The 20,091-nt window shown below is 66.6% G+C and carries 14 protein-coding genes and 1 tRNA gene; 5 read left to right on the plus strand and 10 right to left on the minus strand.

Annotation, left to right across the window (positions count from 1 at the left end; all coding sequences use genetic code 11):
* Nucleotides 1–148 precede the first annotated feature (148 nt).
* The 4 genes from ACFV6H_RS18655 to ACFV6H_RS18670 all read left to right on the plus strand — a co-directional run bounded on the left by ACFV6H_RS18655 (nucleotide 149) and on the right by ACFV6H_RS18670 (nucleotide 4,345).
* The gene (locus ACFV6H_RS18655; RefSeq protein WP_385543120.1) at nucleotides 149–754 is read left to right on the plus strand and encodes a hypothetical protein; all 606 of its coding nucleotides are present in this window, start codon (nucleotides 149–151) and stop codon (nucleotides 752–754) included.
* Between the two features lie 27 nt (nucleotides 755–781).
* A complete protein-coding gene (locus ACFV6H_RS18660; RefSeq protein ID WP_385543123.1) occupies nucleotides 782–2,107 on the plus strand; it encodes a DNA sulfur modification protein DndB in 1,326 nt (441 codons plus the stop codon).
* 55 nt (nucleotides 2,108–2,162) lie between these two features.
* A complete protein-coding gene (locus tag ACFV6H_RS18665) occupies nucleotides 2,163–3,839 on the plus strand; it encodes an ATP-binding protein (RefSeq protein WP_385543126.1) in 1,677 nt (558 codons plus the stop codon).
* Between the two features lie 113 nt (nucleotides 3,840–3,952).
* Complete coding sequence (locus ACFV6H_RS18670) at nucleotides 3,953–4,345, plus strand: hypothetical protein (protein WP_385543129.1); 393 nt, start codon at nucleotides 3,953–3,955, stop codon at nucleotides 4,343–4,345.
* A 175-nt stretch (nucleotides 4,346–4,520) separates the two neighbouring features.
* Here the strand turns inward: ACFV6H_RS18670 and ACFV6H_RS18675 are convergent, their stop codons facing one another.
* The 4 genes from ACFV6H_RS18675 to ACFV6H_RS18690 all read right to left on the minus strand — a co-directional run bounded on the left by ACFV6H_RS18675 (nucleotide 4,521) and on the right by ACFV6H_RS18690 (nucleotide 6,828).
* On the minus strand, nucleotides 4,521–4,919 hold the full coding sequence (locus tag ACFV6H_RS18675; protein ID WP_385543132.1) for a phytanoyl-CoA dioxygenase family protein: 399 nt from the start codon (nucleotides 4,917–4,919) through the stop codon (nucleotides 4,521–4,523).
* On the minus strand, nucleotides 4,855–5,160 hold the full coding sequence (locus ACFV6H_RS18680; protein WP_385543135.1) for a hypothetical protein: 306 nt from the start codon (nucleotides 5,158–5,160) through the stop codon (nucleotides 4,855–4,857). The genes ACFV6H_RS18675 and ACFV6H_RS18680 overlap by 65 nt, the downstream gene beginning before the upstream one ends.
* Before the next feature lie 120 nt (nucleotides 5,161–5,280).
* Nucleotides 5,281–5,907 carry a DUF6000 family protein gene (locus tag ACFV6H_RS18685; RefSeq protein ID WP_385543138.1) on the minus strand — a complete coding sequence of 209 codons (627 nt, stop codon included), beginning with the start codon at nucleotides 5,905–5,907 and terminating at the stop codon, nucleotides 5,281–5,283.
* Nucleotides 5,908–5,964: 57 nt separating this feature from the next.
* On the minus strand, nucleotides 5,965–6,828 hold the full coding sequence (locus tag ACFV6H_RS18690; protein ID WP_385543141.1) for a tyrosine-type recombinase/integrase: 864 nt from the start codon (nucleotides 6,826–6,828) through the stop codon (nucleotides 5,965–5,967).
* Here ACFV6H_RS18690 and ACFV6H_RS18695 point away from each other — a divergent pair.
* Nucleotides 6,789–7,208: a hypothetical protein gene (locus ACFV6H_RS18695; RefSeq protein WP_385543143.1), complete on the plus strand. Its 420-nt coding sequence runs from the start codon at nucleotides 6,789–6,791 to the stop codon at nucleotides 7,206–7,208. The genes ACFV6H_RS18690 and ACFV6H_RS18695 overlap by 40 nt on opposite strands.
* Nucleotides 7,209–7,538: 330 nt before the next feature.
* Here the strand turns inward: ACFV6H_RS18695 and ACFV6H_RS18700 are convergent, their stop codons facing one another.
* From ACFV6H_RS18700 to topA, 6 genes are all read right to left on the minus strand, one after another.
* Nucleotides 7,539–9,311 (minus strand): SNF2-related protein, encoded by a 1,773-nt coding sequence (locus ACFV6H_RS18700; RefSeq protein ID WP_385543146.1) that lies wholly within the window; start codon nucleotides 9,309–9,311, stop codon nucleotides 7,539–7,541.
* A 731-nt stretch (nucleotides 9,312–10,042) separates the two neighbouring features.
* A tRNA-Thr gene (locus ACFV6H_RS18705) sits at nucleotides 10,043–10,116 on the minus strand.
* A gap of 97 nt (nucleotides 10,117–10,213) precedes the next feature.
* Complete coding sequence (locus tag ACFV6H_RS18710; protein ID WP_385543149.1) at nucleotides 10,214–11,764, minus strand: alpha/beta hydrolase; 1,551 nt, start codon at nucleotides 11,762–11,764, stop codon at nucleotides 10,214–10,216.
* Between the two features lie 101 nt (nucleotides 11,765–11,865).
* Entirely contained in the window at nucleotides 11,866–13,071 is a 1,206-nt protein-coding gene (locus tag ACFV6H_RS18715) for a DNA polymerase III subunit delta' (RefSeq protein ID WP_385543152.1), read from the minus strand.
* Nucleotides 13,072–13,258: 187 nt separating this feature from the next.
* Nucleotides 13,259–16,834 carry a dTMP kinase gene (tmk, locus tag ACFV6H_RS18720; protein WP_385543155.1) on the minus strand — a complete coding sequence of 1,192 codons (3,576 nt, stop codon included), beginning with the start codon at nucleotides 16,832–16,834 and terminating at the stop codon, nucleotides 13,259–13,261.
* 181 nt (nucleotides 16,835–17,015) lie between these two features.
* Entirely contained in the window at nucleotides 17,016–19,868 is a 2,853-nt protein-coding gene (gene topA, locus ACFV6H_RS18725; protein WP_385543158.1) for a type I DNA topoisomerase, read from the minus strand.
* Nucleotides 19,869–20,091 lie beyond the last annotated feature (223 nt).

The following is a 20,091-nucleotide window of genomic DNA, read 5'->3' on the forward strand; positions in this document are numbered from 1 at the left end:
CCGGACAGAACAATCGGAAGACAGCCCAGCAGGGCGCCAGTCAGTGCCCGAGCCACGACCACCGGAACCTGAGTATCAGCTTCGATGTCAGTGCCGCGTGTAAGGATGTTCCTTCATCTACCGCCGCTGCAGCCGGAGTGCCTTGAGGATGGCGACACCAGACACCCACGAGCGCTCCGTGATCCGCCACCGCACTGAAACCGGCCCTTCGCTGGACATCCGACTCGGCATCGCCCCCATGCTCGACGTCCCGGCCCACAAAGTCCTGCAGGAAGACCTGGAGGAGCATGCCTCTCTCTGGGAACAAGCCCTCGCGGTCGAGAGCCTCGGCAGCGCACTACCTGACGAGGCCGGGCTCTATATGTTCGTCTGGCGCCCATCGATCAGGCTCGCGATGGCTGACGACTCACGGAGCAGCTTCCACCAGGTTCTCTACATAGGCCAGGCAGGTGGATCAGGCCAACGTGGCAACACGCTCCGAAACAGGTACAAGGACTACAAGAAGCACCTTCGAGGCAACCCCGAGAACCTCTGGACCGAGGAGCCTCCAACCACCCGGGTCGGCCGACTCACGCACTACCTGGCCCTTCGCCCGCTGGAGTTCTGGTTCGCCACAGTTAAAGACCGCGCCAAGATCAAGAATTTTGAGGCCCGGCTGATCAACTTGTACAACCCACCTCTCAACAACCAAAACCGGCCGAAGCTGCGTGGCCGGCTCAGCAGCATCCCCCAACCGGCTCTGCGCGATAGCTGACTTCAGCATCCCGACATCGAGGAAGACATGGCATCCAAGACCTTCGTCCCCGCCTTCAAGGCCCAGGTGGGTAACTGGACCTACTACTCCTGTCTGATGAGCTACGCGCAGGTGGCGCGCGAGATCAACTTCGCGCATGAACTCGGGGGGAACCAGGACCTCGGCACCATGATCCAGCGAGGTGTCGGAACTCGCACAGCGCAGATCACCGACTACCTGCTCAGCAACGAGAACCGTTTTCTCGGAGCCATCATCATCGCGGTCTGGGGCGGGGATCCCAACTACCTTGAAGTATCGATGGACACGGACGATGCGAACCAGGCAGTTCTTGCCGGCCTCGACCGCAACTTCGGCGTCCTCACCTTCGATGGAACGCAACAGTTCTTCGCCCTCGATGGTCAGCACCGGCTCAAGGCGATCAAGGATGCGATCAAGCGTGACCCCGCCTTGGGCGGCGAGGACATCAACGTCATCGTCGTACCCCACTTCGACACCCCGGACGGACGTCGACGCACCAGGCGGTTGTTCACCAACATCAACCGCAACGCCAAGAGCACCAACGCGCAGGAGAACATCGCGCTCGACGAGGACGACAGCTTCGCCATTCTCACCCGCCGCCTGCTCGATGATCACCCCTTCCTGAGCCGGGACAAGGTCGTCCTCGTGTTCAGCAAGGTCGGTCAGGATGGCGAACTGGTCCTCGCCCAGCGCTCGATCACCGCGACCAGCCCAGCCTGGAGCACGATCGGTGTGCTCTATGACGTCGTCAAAGAAATCGGCTTCGACCTCCCGTGCACCGCGGAGCAGTCGACACAACGGGCCACGGACGATCTCCTCGACCAGAGCTACGACCTCCTCGCGACACGTGTCCAGGATCTCCTTGACGCCTGCGGGAACCTACGTCAGCGCTACCTCACCGCCCAGGTCCCCAAGGACGTGCGCGCGCCGAAGGGCCGCGATGGTGCAGGGCACCCGTTCATGCGGCCGGCGGTACAAGTACAGGTTGCTCGGGCCGTACGGCACATCCTGGAACAGGAAGCGCTGGAGTGGGGAGAGCTGATGAAGCGCCTCTCAGGCCTCGACTGGAAGATGTCCGCGGCACCGTTCTCCTCAATGTGGATCGAAACCCCCGAAGGCAAGCAGCAAGGCAAAATGGCCAGCGGAAAAGATTACACACAGTTGCTCTACGATCTGCTTCTCATTCATCTCGCCCCACGATCAAAAGCCCAAATCAGCAGGGCGCTCCGTTCGTATTCTGACCTCATGAAGTCCAAATATCCGATCAGTGTCGAGGAGTTCAACAGTCTCATGCCGACTGATTCAGAACCGGTTCCGAACTCAATCACCTTGTGAGCAAACTGGGAAACACCCGATAGCAAGACAACTACAAGAAGGAGCATGTAGAAGTATGACACCAAATCAAGGCGACACAGGAGTGGCAGGCACCGGATATGCAGAAGTAGCCTTCCATCCCGGTCGTGTGCTCCGAGCGATCGCGCGCATCGGGTACACGCCGGAGAGCGCCATCTGCGACATCGTCGACAACTCCGTGGCAGCTAATGCCCGGCGCATCGCCATCGAGCTCGAACGTGAACCCAACATGTCCGAAGCACGTAAGAACAGTGCAGCTCGGTACATTATCGCCGACGACGGCGACGGGATGGACAGGGACAGTCTGATCGGGGCTCTCGCTCTCGGGGCGGACGGGCAGCACACCGGCGGAAGCCTCGGAAAGTACGGACTTGGCCTTAAAAGCGCTGGCCTATCACAAGGTGACCGACTGGAGGTGATCAGCGCCCGCAAGGACGGTCCCTGGAACAAGGTAGCTCTTGATCTGCCCCATATCGAGACAGTTGGGCGACTTGAGTGCCAGACGCTGGATCTTGATGACGTCGACCGCGAGCGCATGGAGCGGCTCATCCCAGGTGCCACCCATGGCACGGTAGTCACCATTGAAAAGGTACATAAGGGTAATCACCCGAGCATTCGTAGAACTCGTGAGGCCCTTGAGCGATCCCTCGGTGTCACCTACTTCTACTTCCTCCAGCCGGACGACGGCGAGCTTCAACTTCGACTCAACAGCGAACTGGTCAAACCATTCGATCCGCTGTTCACTGGCGAAGCAGACGAGAACGGAAATCTCAACGACTCCACCTGGGACGGTCGAGATGTGCGATGGGTCGAGAAAATCCGACCTGTTCCCATCGATGTCGAAAGCGGCGTGCAGGCGCAAATTGAGATTACCCAACTAGTACACCCACCCGCCTTCGCCAATCCGGCGGAGATTCGCAAGAAGTACATGATTGCCACAGGGCATTATGGTTTCTACATCTACCGCAATAAGCGGTTGATCCGTTGGGCCGAGCGTTTCGATCTGATCCCCACCGAACAAGAACTTTTCTCATTCCGCGGGCGCATCCTCATCGATGACACGGCAGATGACGCCTTCAATGTTGACGTGAAAAAATCAGAGATACTACTGAGCGACGAAGCACATGAGGCCATCAGCGAAGCCATCTATGAGGCTCGACGTCTAAGCCAGAGCGCATGGAAGAATGCCCGTAGGCTTTTGAACGAGACGGCCAATCTGGACCCAATCAGCAAAGCTGCAGAGGCTTTGGGAGAAATCGATTTCCCGGATATTTTGCCCACTGACCCCGACGATGCACTCACAGAGACCGAGCGAATTAAGCGCGCCCAGAATGAGTCCACTCGGCATCCGCTCAAGGGCTTTGAGCGCGAGCAAGCTCGCAAGCAAGGCGCGAAGGTCACGCTAGTTGATCAGCTGGACGACAACGCCCTGTGGGAGCGCGCTCATGACGCCACGCTAGGCACTGTGGTCCGCGTCAATCAGTCCCACCGCTTCATGCGCATGTTTAGCGAGCGCTTTGGAAACGACGCAGACGTGGTTCTTCTGCTTCACGCTATCTTCCTAAGCCTCGCCTCTGCAGAAAGCGGTACCGTGCGAAACAAACAAGATCTCTCTGATGAGATCATTGAACAAGTCCTCACGAGGTACCGAAATCAAGCGTCAGCCAACATCCATAAAGCCACGACAGACGCCCTAGAGAGGCGCTTCGCATAGGCGAGCCTTCATTGCACTCGATCAATGACCAAGAAATATGGGGATCAGCAGCTGTTGGGGACCCCAGCCTGTGTCGTACCCGCGCTTACATTTACTGCGGGTACTCCAAGAAAGTGGGGGCAGCCTATATTGGAATGACTGTCGGTCGAAATGGAATATTCGGCCGTTGGGGGGATCACCTGGGGCGCGCCCTTGAGAAGTCATCGTTCCAGCGCCGCCTGCACGAGTTTGATGATTCCGCCTGGGGAAGAATGAACGACCTGGTGATTTTCTGGGCAGAAATAGGCGAGGAGGAACAGTTTCTAACTGTCGAAACCAGCCACAGAGAGGCTGTAGAATATCTCGTGCAGCGACAATTACGCATCGCCTTAGCCCAAGGAAGGCCACCACTGACAGTGATAAGCAAGGTGCGCTCAAACCGCACAGTGCAGCTACCCCTCGTACAGAAGGCTGCCGAAAGGGTGATCGGGCACTTCACGGATCATTTTGGCGACACGCACTCGTAGCGTTCATCGGCGAGCACCTCTGTCGGGGATCTTTGGATGCCGTCCGGCTGGGCTGGGCATCACTAGGTGTGCAGTTCAGGAGGTTTGGGGCAGTTACTGCCGCACTTGGCGGGTGGTGCCGACGGGCCCTGGCCCGGCCGACACCACGCGCAGGTCCAGCCCCCTACGCCGCTCCCTACAAGCGGAATTCGACGAGCGGATCAGTGGCGGCCTCGCGCCACCGATCCCGGTGGCCGCCCGCATGGAGCCGGTAGTACACCGTCTCGCGCCGCCCCGGGTCGGCCGTACCGTCGTGGTCACCGATGTTGTGGGCAAGCAGGTAGTGCACGAACAGCACGCTGCCCGCCTTGCCGACGGCCTGTGTCGGCTCGCCGAGCTCGATCTTCGGATAGGGGCCCGGATTCATCTCCTCGACCCGAGCCAGAGCTTCCGCACCGCGTTCGGCGAGGTATTGCCCGAAACGCAGATGGGTGCCCGGCCAGACCCACAGGTTGCCCCGGTGCCGCCGGTCATGGTCGGTGAGCCATACGCCGGGCCAGCAGCGAGAACGTCCCCGGACGTCCGTCCGCCTCACCCGGCGTCAGGCCGTCGACGTGCGGCCCACCCGGCCGATGCGGCCAGGGCGGGATCGTTGTGGCCACCTGCGCGAAATCGGGATCCTGCACGGCCAGATCCGCACGCAGTAGCTGGCCGGCGAGCTCCCCGATGCCCGTCTCCCGATAGAAGTCGAGCAGCGGATGGCCGGGGGAAAGGAAAGGCGGCCACAGGAAATACGGTCCAACGTGGTCATCGGCGTAGGGCTGCCGCTCCAGCATGGCAGTGACCACCCTGCGCCCTGTGGCGATCTGTTCGCCACTGAGCACGTCCGGATGGACAACCTTGAGTTGTGCGGCGGTGGGTTCCTTCGATCAGGTGTCACCCCTCTGAGGACGACGTCATCGGTTCCTTGCCGGGCGGTGCTCGGCGCTCTCATCGGCGAAGACACAGAGCTGGCTGATGTTCTCGCGATAGCTGTCTGGCGTGCCGTGGTGCTCCTTGCGGGGCGGTCCGTCGATCCACTGATGCCAGAGGCCGTCCGCGGTCAGGAATCGGGCTGCTTGGTCGGCGCCGAGCTTGGCATCGAGGTGGAGGAGCGCGCCCATGGCGGCCGACTGGTCGTAGTAGAGGTCGGGGCGTCGCAGGTAGCGATCGAGGTAGGCGGCCAGCAGGTCCGCGTCGGCGGGAGTCGCGAACGTGGCGAAGGTGACGCAGTAGGCCGAGCCTGCGAAGCAGACCTCGCTGGCAAGCAACATTTCGCCGAGGCGTTCGCGGAACTCAGTTCTGCGGGCGACGGCGATGAGCCAGGCTGCGGTTTTGCGTTCGCGCCACTCGCCTTCGAGCAGGATGGTCAGCTCGCGGGGCGTGATATCGCCGGCGGCCTCGCCGAACTCCCGTGTGAACTTGGTGCGTTCAGGCTCGGTCATGCGCATGAGAGGGCCGCCGAGTTTGAGGTAGCGCCTGTCGGGCGTGACGTAGCCGTGGACAAGAGCGAGCAGCTCGGGGTCCTCGTTGGCGTAACGCATAGCCGCATCCTTTCCTGGGCAAAGCCGTTCGACCAGTGCTTTTCTCAGTCGCACTGGTCAGTCGGCCGGCTCGTCGTGTGGTTCGCCGAGGTCGTCGAGGAGGCTGGTGATGCGGTCGGTGACGCGCTGGTGGCGATCGATCTCCCGCTCCCATCCGCGGTCCGTTGCGTCGGTGATCAGTTGCCGCTCGACGCAGAGGCGTTCACGCAGGCGTGTCGCGTACTCGGGTGTGGTGACGAACTTCGCGCAGCTGAGGTAGAGGTCGCACTCGCAAGGGCCCTCCTGGGGCAGGCGAAGGCAGCGTCCAAGCTCGAGCTCGTTCTTGTAGAAGTTGGTCTTGGGCCAGTCCAGCGCGTCCTGGTCGAGTTGCCCGGATCGCAGGGTGTCGGCAAGGGGGCCGGCGATGGTGGCGCCGGGCTGAAGCACGGCCTGGTAGTCGGCCAGGACGGTGGGGTCGGAGATGTGCGTGTAGGTCGTCGACATGCCGGGGCTCCTGTGGCCGAGGACCTTCATGATGGTCTGGACCCGGGCACCCTTCTCGGCAAGTTGGGTGCCCAGGGTGTGCCGGAACCGGTGGGGGTGGATCGCGGGTTTGCCGACGCCGTTGAGGATGGCCAGCTCTTCGCAGATCACGCGGAGCGGGTGAGCGAAGAGGTGGTCGGGGCCTGCGATCACGCCGTTGCGCAGGAAGAGGTAGCGCGTCGGGCGTCCGAGATCGGGGTAGTGGATCCCGCGGTCGGACTGGGCCTGCCGCAGTGCGGCGAGAGTACGGATGGCCTCGACGGCTTCCTCGTGGAGCGGGACGGTGCGCTCCTTGAGGGCCTTGCCCGCTGCGAGCCGAAGCCGGGGCGTGCCGTCGGGGTAGGCGTCGAGGCGGTCGAGTGGAGCTTGCGGATTTCGGTGCGGCGGGCGCCGCTCCACCGGGCGACCAGCAGCGCGCACCGCTGGAGGGGGCATTCGAGGGCCCGGACGCGGTCCATGACCGGGCCGAGCTGGTCAGCTGGGATGAACCGGGGGACGCGTTCGATGACGCGGGGCATGTCGGCGTGCGTGATCAGGGGGCGCGCGGGGACGTCGTCCCATTCGGCGACGGCGGCGTAGCGGAAGAGCACGGCGACGGTGGAGATGATGCCGGCGCGGTACGCCCGGCTCAGTGGCTGGAAGGCGCGTTCGGCCAGGAAACGCTCAAAGACGGCGTCGAGTGGGGTTTGCCGCTGAGCCGCGTGGGCGGAACCCTCTCCTCCCGGGTCGGCGGTCGGGCAGTGATGTCGGCGTGGAACAACGCGAGACCGGTGGGGTAGGCGTCGGTGCCCCACGACGCCTTCAGGGGCGCACAGCGTTCCTCTCCGACGACCTGGAGCAGGCCAACCGCGGAGTGCGACTGCACGAGCAGATCGCCCTGGCCGGAGGATCGATCGAACACGGCAAGCTGACCGTGGAGAAGAGCCCGGAGACCCTGGAACACTGGCTCACCGCCGCATCGCAGGACGTGCCGCCGCCCGAATTCCTCGACCGGCTCACCGCGCTGTGGGACGTACTGGAGACCCCACTCGGTAAGGCGCTGCAGACCGAGTCCAACAAGATCGCGCGCAAGCAGCGCAGAGTCCTGGACAAGCGCTGTGAGGATGACGTCAAGGCGATGCAGTCGGTACTGACCGAACTGGAACGCAACATCCGGGATTCCCGCGACGCCGAGGAAGGCCATCGCGTCCTCCAAGGTGCCCTCGGTGAATCCGGTGTCCTCCTCGCGCTGCTGGTGCGTTGCTCAAGGCGGTTGGGGTTCCATGGGATTTCCCAGTGCAGAACCCGGTGGCAGTGGTTCTGCAGGTTGATGCCCTCGCTCGCGAAGTCCGTGGCGAGCAGATCCGCACCGGATCGACGTCGGGGTCGTCCTGGAAGACGTTCTTGACGCGCTCGCGTTCATCGCGGTCCTGGCCGCCGTAGAGCTGGGCGATCGCCTCGTTCGGCACGCCGGCGCTGATGAGTCGTTCATGCAACCAGCGCTGGGTATCGCGGTATTCGGTGAACACGATGACCCGCTCGCCGTCCCAGCTACCGTTCAGCCCATCAGTTTCAGATGGGTGTCCACCGTATTGGCAAAGGCCTTCGGGCTGGGACAGGAATCGGCGCTTGAGTAGCGTAACGACGAAGTCCGCAGCCCGGCTCGGCGCGGTGCCCTTCAACGTCAGCTGCCCGGAGATCGTCTCGCGGCGAGACTGCGCGTACTGGTCGAGTTTCGCGTAGGCGTCGCGGGTGGCGGTGTCGTAGACGACCTCCAGGGGATGGTCGAGGTCACGTTCCGGGAAGCGCGGGCTGCCGTCCCAGTTCGGCGGCAGGTCCCGCTTCAGTCGCCGCACCATTACCTGCGCCTTGGCCTCTTCCGAGGGCTCCAGGGTGCGGGCGAAGCGGTGGCCGTCCAACAGGGCCAGGAGGGCGGTGAACGATGCCAGGTAGCCGTTGTGCGGCGTCGCCGACAGGAACAGCCTGTGCTCGGTGTGCGGGGCCAACGTCTTGATCGCGTCGGTGCGCTGTGAGTCGACCGCGTACTTCCCGGACCCCGAAGGCGCACGCGTATGCACCTCGTCGACGACGAGGAGATCGAATGCGCGTGGATACTGGGGCGTCGGCGGCAGGATCGAGCGCAACAGCGCCATGGGCCGCTCCCGCTTGAGCCAGTCAATCGAGACGATCAACCGCGGGTAGTGCGTCCACGGGTTCTCGTACAGTCCGCGAGACCTGCGAAGCTCCTTCAGGAGCTCCGCATCCACGATCTTGAAACCCAGGCCGAACTTGTCGCGCATCTCATCGCGCCACTGCAGGGTGAGCGAAGCCGGGCACACGATCAGCATCGTCCGCGCCCGGTGCCGCAACATCAGCTCCTGCATCACCAGGCCCGCCTCAATGGTCTTTCCAAGACCGACGCCGTCCGCGATCAGCAGGTTCGTCCGCGGCATCTGCAGCGCCCGCACCACCGGGTCGAGCTGATAGTCCTCCGGCTTCACTCCGGAGCGGAACGGCGCCTGCAGCAACGTCTTGTCCGCCGTGGCCACCGAGCCCCAGCGCACCGCGTCAAGGAAGGCATCCAACTTCGCCGGGTCGTCGAACCCGCTCGCAGGAGAGGGCAGGGCATGCTGCTCACGGGCGGTAGCGCCGGGCTCCAGCTCCCACAGGACGCGCAACTCTTCGTCACCGGAATCACCGTCCACCGAAACCAGAGAGACCAGGTGCTGCGCCTCGGCAAGCAGTGGACTGCCCGGCTCCTCGACCGTGATCGAGGAGCGCTCCACCGCAGTGGCCACCCAATTGCAGTTACGTACCGTGACCAATTGGCCGATGGTCGGCACCGTCTTGTCCTGTACTAATTGGTCTGCCTCGTCGACCTCTTCGATACCCGCCCGCGTCAACTTCCGCTCCCGGATCGCCTGTCGTTCCGTGCATCCTGGCACGAGCCCGAGTCCTACCCGAGATCCATGTCACCAGTTGCATCCCAGCCTGGCAGACGCAACTGATAGAACACCCTGGTCTCCATATATCGGTGATCTGGAGGAGGGGTTCCAGAACCGTGCGGAGAACGCCCTTCTCCGCGCGCAGCTCAGCAATCTTCCTACGGAGCCTCTTCAAGTCCTCGCGCTCGGCCGAGGTCAGCTCACCGGGCTTGCCCCCGCTACGGTCGGTTCACAGTTGCTGTTTCCAGCGGCGTCAATGTGAGCCGGGGGAGCGTAGAGGGCAGAACGGACAGGAAGGAGAGATACACGATGTCGCCCTGGATGATGGGCCCGTGAGCCCGACCGCCGCTGAAGATGTTGGTGACGGTCCACCTGCTAGTTCACTGGGGTCCTGTCGGAACTCGATCACATCTCAGTCCACGCGACGTGAGCCCTGGCAGCACCGCTGCACGCTAGCTGCACGATTGGCCACCGGATGGCCACCGGACCTAGCTCTCAGAGCGGAGGCCCGAAGGTGGAAGGCAACAAAGCCACAGGTCAGGGCATTGCACCAAGAAGTGACTACTGACGGCCAACCGCAGAGCTACGCACTACGATGCACAGACAGACAGTGCCCGATTAACCCGAATTCCAAGGTCATCCAAAACAAGAAACCCCAGGTCAGAGACTTGACCTGGGGTTCACCATAGAGCCGCCTTCGGGATTCGAACCCGAGACCTACGCATTACGAGTGCGTTGCTCTGGCCAACTGAGCTAAGGCGGCTTGCCCTGTGGACCATGGTGTGGTCTGTGGCGCGGCCAAGTCTACACAGTTTCCGGGGGTGCTCCGTACAGGGCTGGGGTGGGGGTCTTGTTGCAGGTCAGGGGCATTTCTTGGCGTTGGGTGGAGGTGTGCCGTCCAGGAGGTAGGTGTTGATCGCCGTGTCGATGCAGTCGCTGCCCCGGCCGTATGCCGTGTGGCCGTCGCCGTCGTAGGTGAGCAGGGTGCCGGAGGAGAGCTGGGCGGCCAGGGACTGGGCCCATTTGTACGGGGTGGCCGGGTCGCGGGTGGTGCCGACGACGACGATCGGGGCCGCGCCCTTCGCCTCGATGCGGTGCGGGGTGCCGGTGGCCTTGGTGGGCCAGTAGGCGCAGTTCAGGGAGGCCCAGGCGAGGCCTCTGCCGAAGACCGGCGAGGCCTGTTCGAAGGAGGGGAGCGCCTGGGTGACCTCTTCGGGGCCGGTGAAGGCAGGCGGGAGGTCCAGGCAGTTCACGGCCGAGTTGGCGTACATCAGGTTGGCGTACGAACCGTCGCCGTCGCGCTCGTAGTACGAGTCGGCCAGCGCGAGAAGAGGAGCGCCGTCGCCGTCCAGCGCGGCGGCCAGGGCTTCGCGGAGCTGGGGCCAGGCGGATTCGTCGTACATCGCGGCGATCACACCGGTCGTGGCGAGGGACTCGCCCAGCGGGCGGCTCTCGCCCGTGGGGACGGGCCTGGCGTCCAGAGTCTGGAAGAAGGCCTTCATCCGGGTCGTGACCTCGGCCGCGGAGGTACTGCCCAGAGGGCAGTCCGGCTGTTTGACACAGTCCTGGGCGAAGGACTGGAAGGCCGTCTCGAAGCCGGCCGTCTGATCGCGGTTCAGATCGCGGGCCGGCAGGGACGGATCCATCGCGCCGTCCAGGACGAGACGGCCCGTGCGCTCCGGGAACAGCTCGGCGTACGTCGCCCCGAGGAAGGTGCCGTACGAGGCGCCCACGTACGACAGCTTCTTGTCGCCCAGTGCGGCGCGGAAGATGTCCATGTCACGGGCCGCCTCGACCGTGGAGACATGCGGGAGGATATCGCCGGAACGCTTGTCGCAGCCCTGGGCGAACCTCTTGAAGGACGCGGTCAGCAGCCCGGCCTCGGCCTGGTCGTCGGGAGTCTGGTCGACCTGGGTGTACGCGTCCATCTCCGCGCCGGTGAGGCATTCGACCGGCTCGCTCCGGGCGACTCCGCGCGGGTCGATGGCCGCCATGTCGTACTGAGCGCGGACCGGAGCCGGATAGCCGATGCCGGCGTATCCCTGGAGATAACCGATCGCCGAGCCGCCTGGGCCGCCCGGATTGACCAGGAGCGAGCCGAGCCGTGTGCCCGGTCCCGTGGCCTTCTTACGGGCGACGGCCAGCTTGATCTCGGTACCGTCCGGCTTGGCGTAGTCGAGGGGGGCCTTCAGCGTGGCGCACTGGAAACCGGGGGCTCCGCACGCGCGCCATGTGAGCTTCTGGTCGTAGAACTTCTTCAGGGCTGCCGGGTCCGAGGCCGTCGTGCCGGAGCTCGTCGTGCCGGAGGTCCCAGAGGTCGACGTACCCGAGGTCGGCGTACAACCGAAGATCAGCAGACCGGCCGCCGCCAACGCGGTGGCGGTGACACGGAACAGGCGCCTGTTGTCCATCCAGGGAGCCTAGCCGCCGGATGGCGTATGCCGCCCGTCAGCACTCATACGGGTGAATCTGCCGATTTGCTGATTATCTGCATCAATCCGCCCACACGTCGTCAGCCCGCCCGCAGCGACACCGCCATCGCCTCCACCGCCAGCAGCGGCGCCACATTGCGGTCCAGCGCCTGGCGGCAGGCGCTGATCGCCTCTATCCGGCGCAGGGTCCGCTCAGGCGTGGAGGCGCGGGCGACGCGGTCCAGCGCGTCCCTTACGTCTCCATTGGCGAGCGCGACCCGTGAGCCGAGCTGGAGCGCCAGCACATCGCGGTAGAAGCCGGTCAGATCCGTGAGGGCGAGATCGAGGCTGTCCCGCTGCGTACGGGTGGAACGCCGCTTCTGCCGGTCGGCCAGCTCCTTCATCACCCCCGCCGTGCCCCGAGGCATCCGGCCGCCCGCCGAGGCGCCGAGCGCGGCCTTCATGTCCTCGGTCTCCTTGACGTCCACATCCTCGGCGACCTGCTTGGCGTCCTCCGTCGCGGCATCGATCAGCTCCTGGGCCGCCTTGAGACAGCCGCCGATGTCGTCCACGCGCAGCGGCATCTTGAGCACGGTGGCACGGCGCGCGCGGGCCCGTTCGTCGGTGGCGAGGCGACGGGCGCGGCCGATATGTCCCTGGGTGGCACGGGCGGCGGCATGGGCGGCCTCCGGCTCGATGCCGTCGCGCCGGATCAGCACATCGGCAACGGCCTCCACCGGTGGCGTACGCAGGACAAGATGGCGGCAGCGCGAGCGGATGGTGGGCAGGACGTCCTCCAGAGAGGGCGCGCAGAGCAGCCAGACCGTACGGGGCGCCGGCTCCTCCACCGCCTTCAGCAGAACATTGCCCGCGCCCTCGGTGAGGCGGTCGGCGTCCTCCAGCACGATGACCTGCCAGCGGCCTACGGCCGGCGAGAGCTGGGCACGGCGCACCAGCTCACGCGTCTCCTTGACGCCGATGGAGAGCAGGTCTGTACGGATCACCTCGACGTCGGCGTGCGTACCAATCAGGCTCGTATGACAGCCGTCGCAGAACCCGCAGCCCGGCTCTCCGCCGAGCGCACGGTCCGGACTGACGCACTGGAGCGCGGCGGCGAAGGCACGGGCCGCGGTGGAACGGCCCGAGCCCGGCGGCCCGGTGAACAGCCACGCGTGCGTCATCTTCGAGGCCTCGGGCGGCGGCGTGCCCGAGGCCTCGGCCGTCACCCGCGAGTCGGCGTCACGGGCGGCAGCGGAGAGCGCCACATGAAGGCGGTCCTGCCCGACCAGGTCGTCCCATACGGTCATACGCCGTCACCGCTCCTTGCCGTCCGCTGCCCTGCCGTGTGCGTGGTCACGCGTGTGCTTGGTCGCGGCCGACGACATGCCCAAGTGCCTGCCGCGCCGCTCGGAGCGCTCTGTACCGCTCCGATCCCATTGTGGGGCCGGGGTCTGACAGTCCGTCCCCCGCTTCACGGCTCAGCCACTTCACAGCTCAGCGGCGGCGGCGCCTGCTGTCGGTCTCGTCGTCGTCCTCGTGCGGGCCGAGCAGTTCGTCCGCCAGGCTTGGAAGATCGTCCAGCGGGGTCTCCTCCGCCCAGTCCGAGCGGCGGCGCGGGCGCTCCGGTTCCGGCTCCGCGCTGCCCTGCGGCGGGAACTGCGGCAGCTCGCGCGTGCGCTCGTTGCCGCCCTCGGCGGGCGGAGCCGGTTCGTCCTCGCGGAAGAAGCCCTGCGGCACCCGGTCGACGGGATCGCCGTTCCGTACGGGCGGGAGTACGGCGGTCTCATCGACCGCACGCGCATCCCGCGCGTCCCTGACCTCGCGCCCACTCGCGCCCTGATCATCCGCAGACCCGGAACCGGAACCAGTGCCAGAGCCAGAATCGGCACCAGAACCAGTACCCGTCCCCCGCTCCCCGTCCCGTACCGGCGCCGACGGCACCTGCGGCAGCACAGCCGTCTCGTCCACCGCAGGCCGCTCGGACCGCTCCGACACCCGCGGAATGACCCTCGTCTCCTCGGCGTCCCGCGCCGCCGCCACCCGCGGATCGTCCGGCCGTAGAGCCGGAACCTCCTGCGTCACCGCGTCCGCAGCGTCCGCCGGCTTCGGACCGGCCGCCGGCTTCTGTACGGCCGACACGACCGGCGTCGGCACCGTGATCTCATTCGGCGAAACCGCCGAGTCCGCAGCCGAGCCGACAGCCGAACCCGCGCCGGAACCCCCGGCGGAAGCTCCCGCAGCTCCCGCGACTCCCCCAGCTCCTGCCGACTCCTCTGCGAGCCGCCGCGCCTCCTCGGCCCGGAGCAGGGACTCCTCCGCCTTGCGCTGCTTCTCCCGGCGCCGCTCCTCGGCCTCGGCACGCAGCCTGGCCTCTTCCTGGGCCTGCCTCCTGAGCCGCGCCTGCTCCGCCTCGTACGCGCGCTCCTCGGCCTCCCGCCGCTTACGCTCCTCCTCGGCCAGCCGCCGTGCCTCCTCGGCACGCTGCCTGGCCTCCTCCGCCTGCCGCTCGGCCTCGCGCTGCCGCTCCTCCTCCAGCTCGCGGCGCTTGCGCTCCTCCTCCTCGGCCCGGAGCTTGGCGAGCTGGGCCTGGCGCTCGCGCTCCAGCCGCTCCTCCTCCGCCTTGCGCGCGGCCTCTTCCTCCGCCTTGCGGCGGGCCTCCTCGATGGCGGCCCTCCGCGCCTCCTCCCGGGCCTTCACCTCGGCCTCGGAGAGCGGCAGCATCTGGTCGAGCCGGTGCCGTACGACCGTGGTGACCGCCTCCGGCTCCTGGCCGCCGTCCACGACGAGATAACGGGCGGGATCGGCGGCGGCGAGGGTGAGGAAGCCCGACCGTACCCGCTGGTGGAACTCGGCCGGCTCGGACTCCAGCCGGTCCGGAGCCTCCGTGAACCGCTCGCGTGCCGTCTCCGGCGAGACATCGAGCAGCACGGTGAGATGCGGTACGAGACCGTCCGTCGCCCAGCGCGAGATACGGGCGATCTCGGTCGGCGAGAGGTCCCGTCCGGCGCCCTGGTAGGCCACGGACGAGTCGATATAGCGGTCGGAGATGACGATCGCGCCACGCTCCAGGGCAGGGCGTACGACCGAGTCCACATGCTCGGCGCGGTCGGCGGCGTACAGCAGTGCCTCCGCGCGGTTCGACAGACCGGCGCTCGACACATCCAGCAGGATCGAGCGCAGGCGCTTGCCGACCGGCGTGGCGCCCGGCTCTCGGGTGACCACCACTTCGTGGCCCTTGGCACGGATCCATTCGGCCAGCGCCTCGACCTGGGTCGACTTGCCGGCGCCGTCGCCACCTTCGATCGCCAGGAAGAACCCGCTACCGGCCGGAGCCAGAGCCGGATCCGCGCCTCCGCGCAGCGCGTCACGCAGGTCACGACGCAGCGGGACACCGGAACGGTCGTCCGTCTTGGCGAGGACGACCGCCGCGACCGGGAGCAACAGCGCGCCTACCAGCATCAGCGTGAAGGCCGCGCCGTCGTGCGCGAAGACGAAAGTTCCATTGGCGAGGCGGTGCGGGCCGATGGCCGCGGCGACGAGGGGGGCGACGACCACGCCGAGTGCGACAAAGACCCTTACGACGGCTTGAAGGTGTTCGGTGACTCGACTACGACGGTACTCCTCCGTCTCCAGGTCGATAAGCGCGTGGCCGGTACTCGCCACGACCCCGGCCGCGAAGCCTGCGAACAGCGCGAGGAGCAGGACGGTCGCCGTGTCCGGCACCAGTCCCATCGCCAGCAGCGCGATACCGGTGAGCGCGATCGCCAGCGCGAACAGACGCCGGCGCGACAGAGTGGGCAGCACCGTCGCGGCGCGGCGGACACCGAGTCCCGTACCGCCGGTCAGCGCGAGGACCAGCAGGGCGAAGGCGACAGGGCCGCCGCCGAGATCCCTGGCGTGGAGTACGGAGACGGCCACGGCGGACGCGACGGCTCCCGCGATCGTGCCGCACGCGAGGACCAGCAGCGGAAGCGCGCCAGTACGCCCCTTCTCCCGGCCCCCGGCGCCGCTCGCGCCTCCCGCGCCCCCACCGGCGGCGGACGGACGGCGCAGCCCTTCGAGCGGAGAGCGCGGACGCGGCGTATGACCGTCGGGCAGTTCCAGGAAGTACAGCGTGGACACGGACGCGGCGAACAGTCCCGCCGCGACATACGAGCCCAGGGCCGCCTGATGCAGCGAGAACCATTCGATGCCCGTACCGAGCAGATTCCCGACCAGCGTGGCGACGAGCAGAACGGCCGCCGCGACGGGCACCGCGGCGAAGGCCGTACGGAGGGAGAGACGGCGCAACGCGTCGAAGTGGTCGGGGAGCGGGCGTACGGCGGCGCCCTCCAGCGGCGGAGCCGGCAGCAGGGCAGGAGCGGCGCTCTCCTTGGCGACCGTCCAGAACCTCTCGGCGGCACCGAGGACGAAGACGGTGGTGAGGAGGATCGGGAGCGCGCGATCCGGTGACCATTCGAGCCACAGCGGCGCGATGATGAGCAGCACGAGACGGAGCACATCCGCGACGATCATCGTCCAGCGGCGGTCCAGCGGACCACCGTCCCTCGCCGGTTTGGCGGACTTCGGTTTGGCGGACTTCTTGGTCGCCTTGGTCTTGGCCGCCTTGGTCGCCCCATCGGTCCCGACGGCGTCAGCGCCTACACCTGCGCCTACGTCTGCCGCACCCGCGTCAGCGGCACCAGTCGGCGCGGCACCGGCCGACGCGGGCCGCGCCCCGCTGCCCGGCGCGAGCAGCCCGGACAGCGGCCCGAGAAGGACCGCTCCGAACAGCAGCGTGGCAAGGACCCGTGCGCCGAACACGGCCGCGACGGCGAACGCCGCGCCCCGGTATCCCGCACCGAATGAGCCCTCGGCGATCGCCGCCTGCAACGACAGCAGCAGAAGCACGAGTACGGCGAGTGCATCGCCGATGCCGCCGGCGAACTGCGCGCCCCACAACCGCCTGAGCGGAGGAAGGCGCAGCAGAGACCGCACAGCTCGCTCGCGTGAGTCTGCGGCAAGTGCGTCGGAGTCGGAGGTGGGGCTCACGACCGTTGGCTGCTCGGCTGGCTGCTCGGCTCGCGTCATCCGCCCAGCCTATCCGGAGCTGTTGACTCCCCGGAGCCCCGTCCGAACACGCGGGCGCACACCCGTCCGAGACAGCCGTACGACTGACGCCACAACGCCCCGGCGCAACACCCCTCGCACACGCCCTCCGGCGCACGCCCGGACGCCGACAGATCCGCCCTATTCGTCCATCTCCGCAGACCTACTCGTCCGTCTCCGCAGACGAAGCCGCCCCGGCCGAAGCAGTTTTCGCCGAAGCCGTCTTCTTGGCCACCGCAGTCGCCGCAGTCTTCGCCGTCGTCGTCTTCTTCGCCGCGGCCTTCTTCGCCGTCGTCGCCTTCTTGGCCGGTGCCTTCTTCGCCGGAGCCTTGGCCGCCTTCTTCGCGGTCTTCTTGGCCGGGCTCTTCGCACGCTTCTCCGCGAGCAGCTCGTACCCGCGCTCCGGAGTGATCTCCTCGACGCTGTCCCCGGTCCGCAAGGTCGCGTTCGTCTCGCCGTCCGTGACATACGGCCCGAAACGTCCGTCCTTCACCACAACCGGACGCTCGCTCACCGGATCCGTACCCAGCTCCTTCAGCGGCGGCTTGGCCGCGGCCCGCCCTCGCTGCTTGGGCTGCGCGTAGATCGCCAGCGCCTCGTCCAGCGTGATGCTGAAGAGCTGGTCCTCGCTCTCCAGCGACCGCGAGTCCGTGCCCTTCTTCAGATACGGGCCGTACCGGCCGTTCTGCGCGGTGATCTCGACGCCCTCGGCGTCCTTGCCGACCACGCGCGGCAGCGACATCAGCTTCAGCGCGTCGTCCAGCGTGACCGTGTCCAGGGACATGGACTTGAAGAGCGAGGCGGTACGGGGCTTGACCGCGTTCTTGCCGGTCTTCGGAGTGCCGTCCGGCAGGATCTCCGTGACATACGGACCGTACCGGCCGTCCTTCGCCACGATCTGATGACCGGTCACCGGATCGGCGCCCAGCTCGAAGTCACCGCTCGGCTTGGCCAGCAGCTCCTCCGCGTACTCGACCGTCAGCTCGTCGGGCGCCAGGTCCTCCGGCACATCGGCGCGCTGGTGGCCCTCATCGTCCTTCTCCCCGCGCTCCACGTACGGGCCGTACCGGCCGACGCGCAGCATGATTCCGTCGCCGACGGGGAAGGACGAGATCTCGCGCGCGTCGATCGCTCCGAGGTCGGTGACCAGTTCCTTCAGTCCGCCGAGATGATCGCCGTCGCCATTGCCCGCGCCCGACGCGGGCCCCGCGTTGTCGTCGCCCTCGCCGAAGTAGAAACGCCTCAGCCACGGCACGGCCTGGGCCTCGCCCCGCGCGATGCGGTCGAGGTCGTCCTCCATCCTGGCCGTGAAGTCGTAGTCGACCAGCCGGCCGAAGTGCTTCTCCAGCAGATTGACCACGGCGAAGGAGAGGAAGGACGGGACGAGCGCCGTGCCCTTCTTGAAGACATAGCCGCGGTCGAGGATGGTGCCGATGATCGAGGCATAGGTCGACGGACGGCCGATCTCGCGCTCTTCCAGCTCCTTGACCAGCGAGGCCTCGGTGTAACGGGCCGGCGGCTTGGTCGCGTGGCCGTCGACCGACAGCTCCTCGGCGGTGAGCGGATCGCCCTCGGCGACCTGCGGCAGTCGGCGCTCGCGGTCGTCCAGCTCCGCGTTCGGATCGTCCGCGCCCTCGACATACGCCTTCATGAAGCCGTGGAAGGTGATCGTCTTGCCGGAGGCGGAGAATTCCGCGTCCCGGCCGTCGCTCGCCCTGCCGCCGATCTTGACGGTGACGCTGTTGCCGACCGCGTCCTTCATCTGGGAGGCGACGGTCCGCTTCCAGATCAGCTCGTACAGCTTGAACTGGTCGCCGGTCAGTCCCGTCTCCGCGGGAGTGCGGAAACGGTCGCCCGAGGGACGGATCGCCTCGTGCGCCTCCTGCGCGTTCTTGACCTTGCCCGCGTACGTACGCGGCTTGTCCGGCAGATAACTCGCTCCGTACAACTGCGTGACCTGCGCACGGGCCGCCGAGACCGCTGTGTCCGAGAGAGTCGTGGAGTCCGTACGCATATAGGTGATGAAGCCGTTCTCGTACAGCTTCTGCGCGACCTGCATCGTGGACTTCGCCCCGAAGCCCAGCTTGCGCGAGGCCTCCTGCTGGAGCGTCGTCGTACGGAACGGTGCGTACGGGGAGCGGCGGTACGGCTTGGACTCGACCGAGCGGACCGAGAAGGAGGTGCTCTCCAGGGCGGCGGCGAGCGCCCGTGCGTTGGCCTCGTCCAGATGCAGCACCTGGTCGGACTTGAGCCGTCCGTCCGGACCGAAGTCACGGCCCTGGGCGACACGCCGGCCGTCGACCGCGTTCAGCCGGGCGACGAGCGAGGACGGATCGGAGGCGTCTCCGGCCCGGCCGGTGGAGAACGTACCGGTCAGATCCCAGTACTCGGCGGAACGGAACGCGATGCGCTCACGCTCCCGCTCGACGACGAGCCGGGTGGCGACGGACTGCACACGGCCCGCGGAGAGGCCTCGCATGACCTTCTTCCACAGGACCGGCGAGACCTCGTAGCCGTAGAGACGGTCGAGGATACGGCGGGTCTCCTGCGCGTCGACCATGCGCGTGTTCAGCTCGCGCGGATTGGCGACGGCGGCCCTGATCGCTTCCTTGGTGATCTCGTGGAAGACCATCCGCTTGACCGGGACCTTGGGCTTGAGGACTTCCTGGAGGTGCCACGCGATGGCCTCGCCCTCGCGGTCCTCATCGGTGGCGAGGTAGAGCTCGTCGGATTCGGCCAGCAGCTCCTTGAGCTTTCTGACCTGGGCCTTCTTGTCGGCGTTGACGACATAGATCGGCTGGAAGTCATGCTCGACATCCACACCGAGGCGACGCACCTCGCCGGTGTACTTCTCGGGCACCTCCGCGGCGCCGTTCGGGAGGTCGCGGATGTGCCCGACGCTCGCCTCGACGACGTAGCCGGGGCCGAGGTACCCCTTGATCGTCTTCGCCTTGGCAGGCGACTCGACGATGACGAGTCGGCGGCCGCCGTGTGCGGTCTCGCTGGTCGGGGACAACTTCGCTCTTCTCTCCGGTCGACGCTCGGTGGGCCCGTACGGCAGTACGGCGCGTACGGCACGGCCGGGCGCGGACGGCCCAGCGGTGACGCTGCTTCGCTGCGGAGTGTGACGGTACAACCCGCCCCCGTGTCAAACGGCAAAAGCCCGCAACGGCCACTCGAACGGTAACCCGACTCCAGCCATTCTTGCCGCCCGGACCCCCATGCCCGTCGCGTCGGGC

The sequence above is a fragment of the Streptomyces sp. NPDC059743 genome, from assembly GCF_042732975.1.
Classification (GTDB): domain Bacteria; phylum Actinomycetota; class Actinomycetes; order Streptomycetales; family Streptomycetaceae; genus Streptomyces.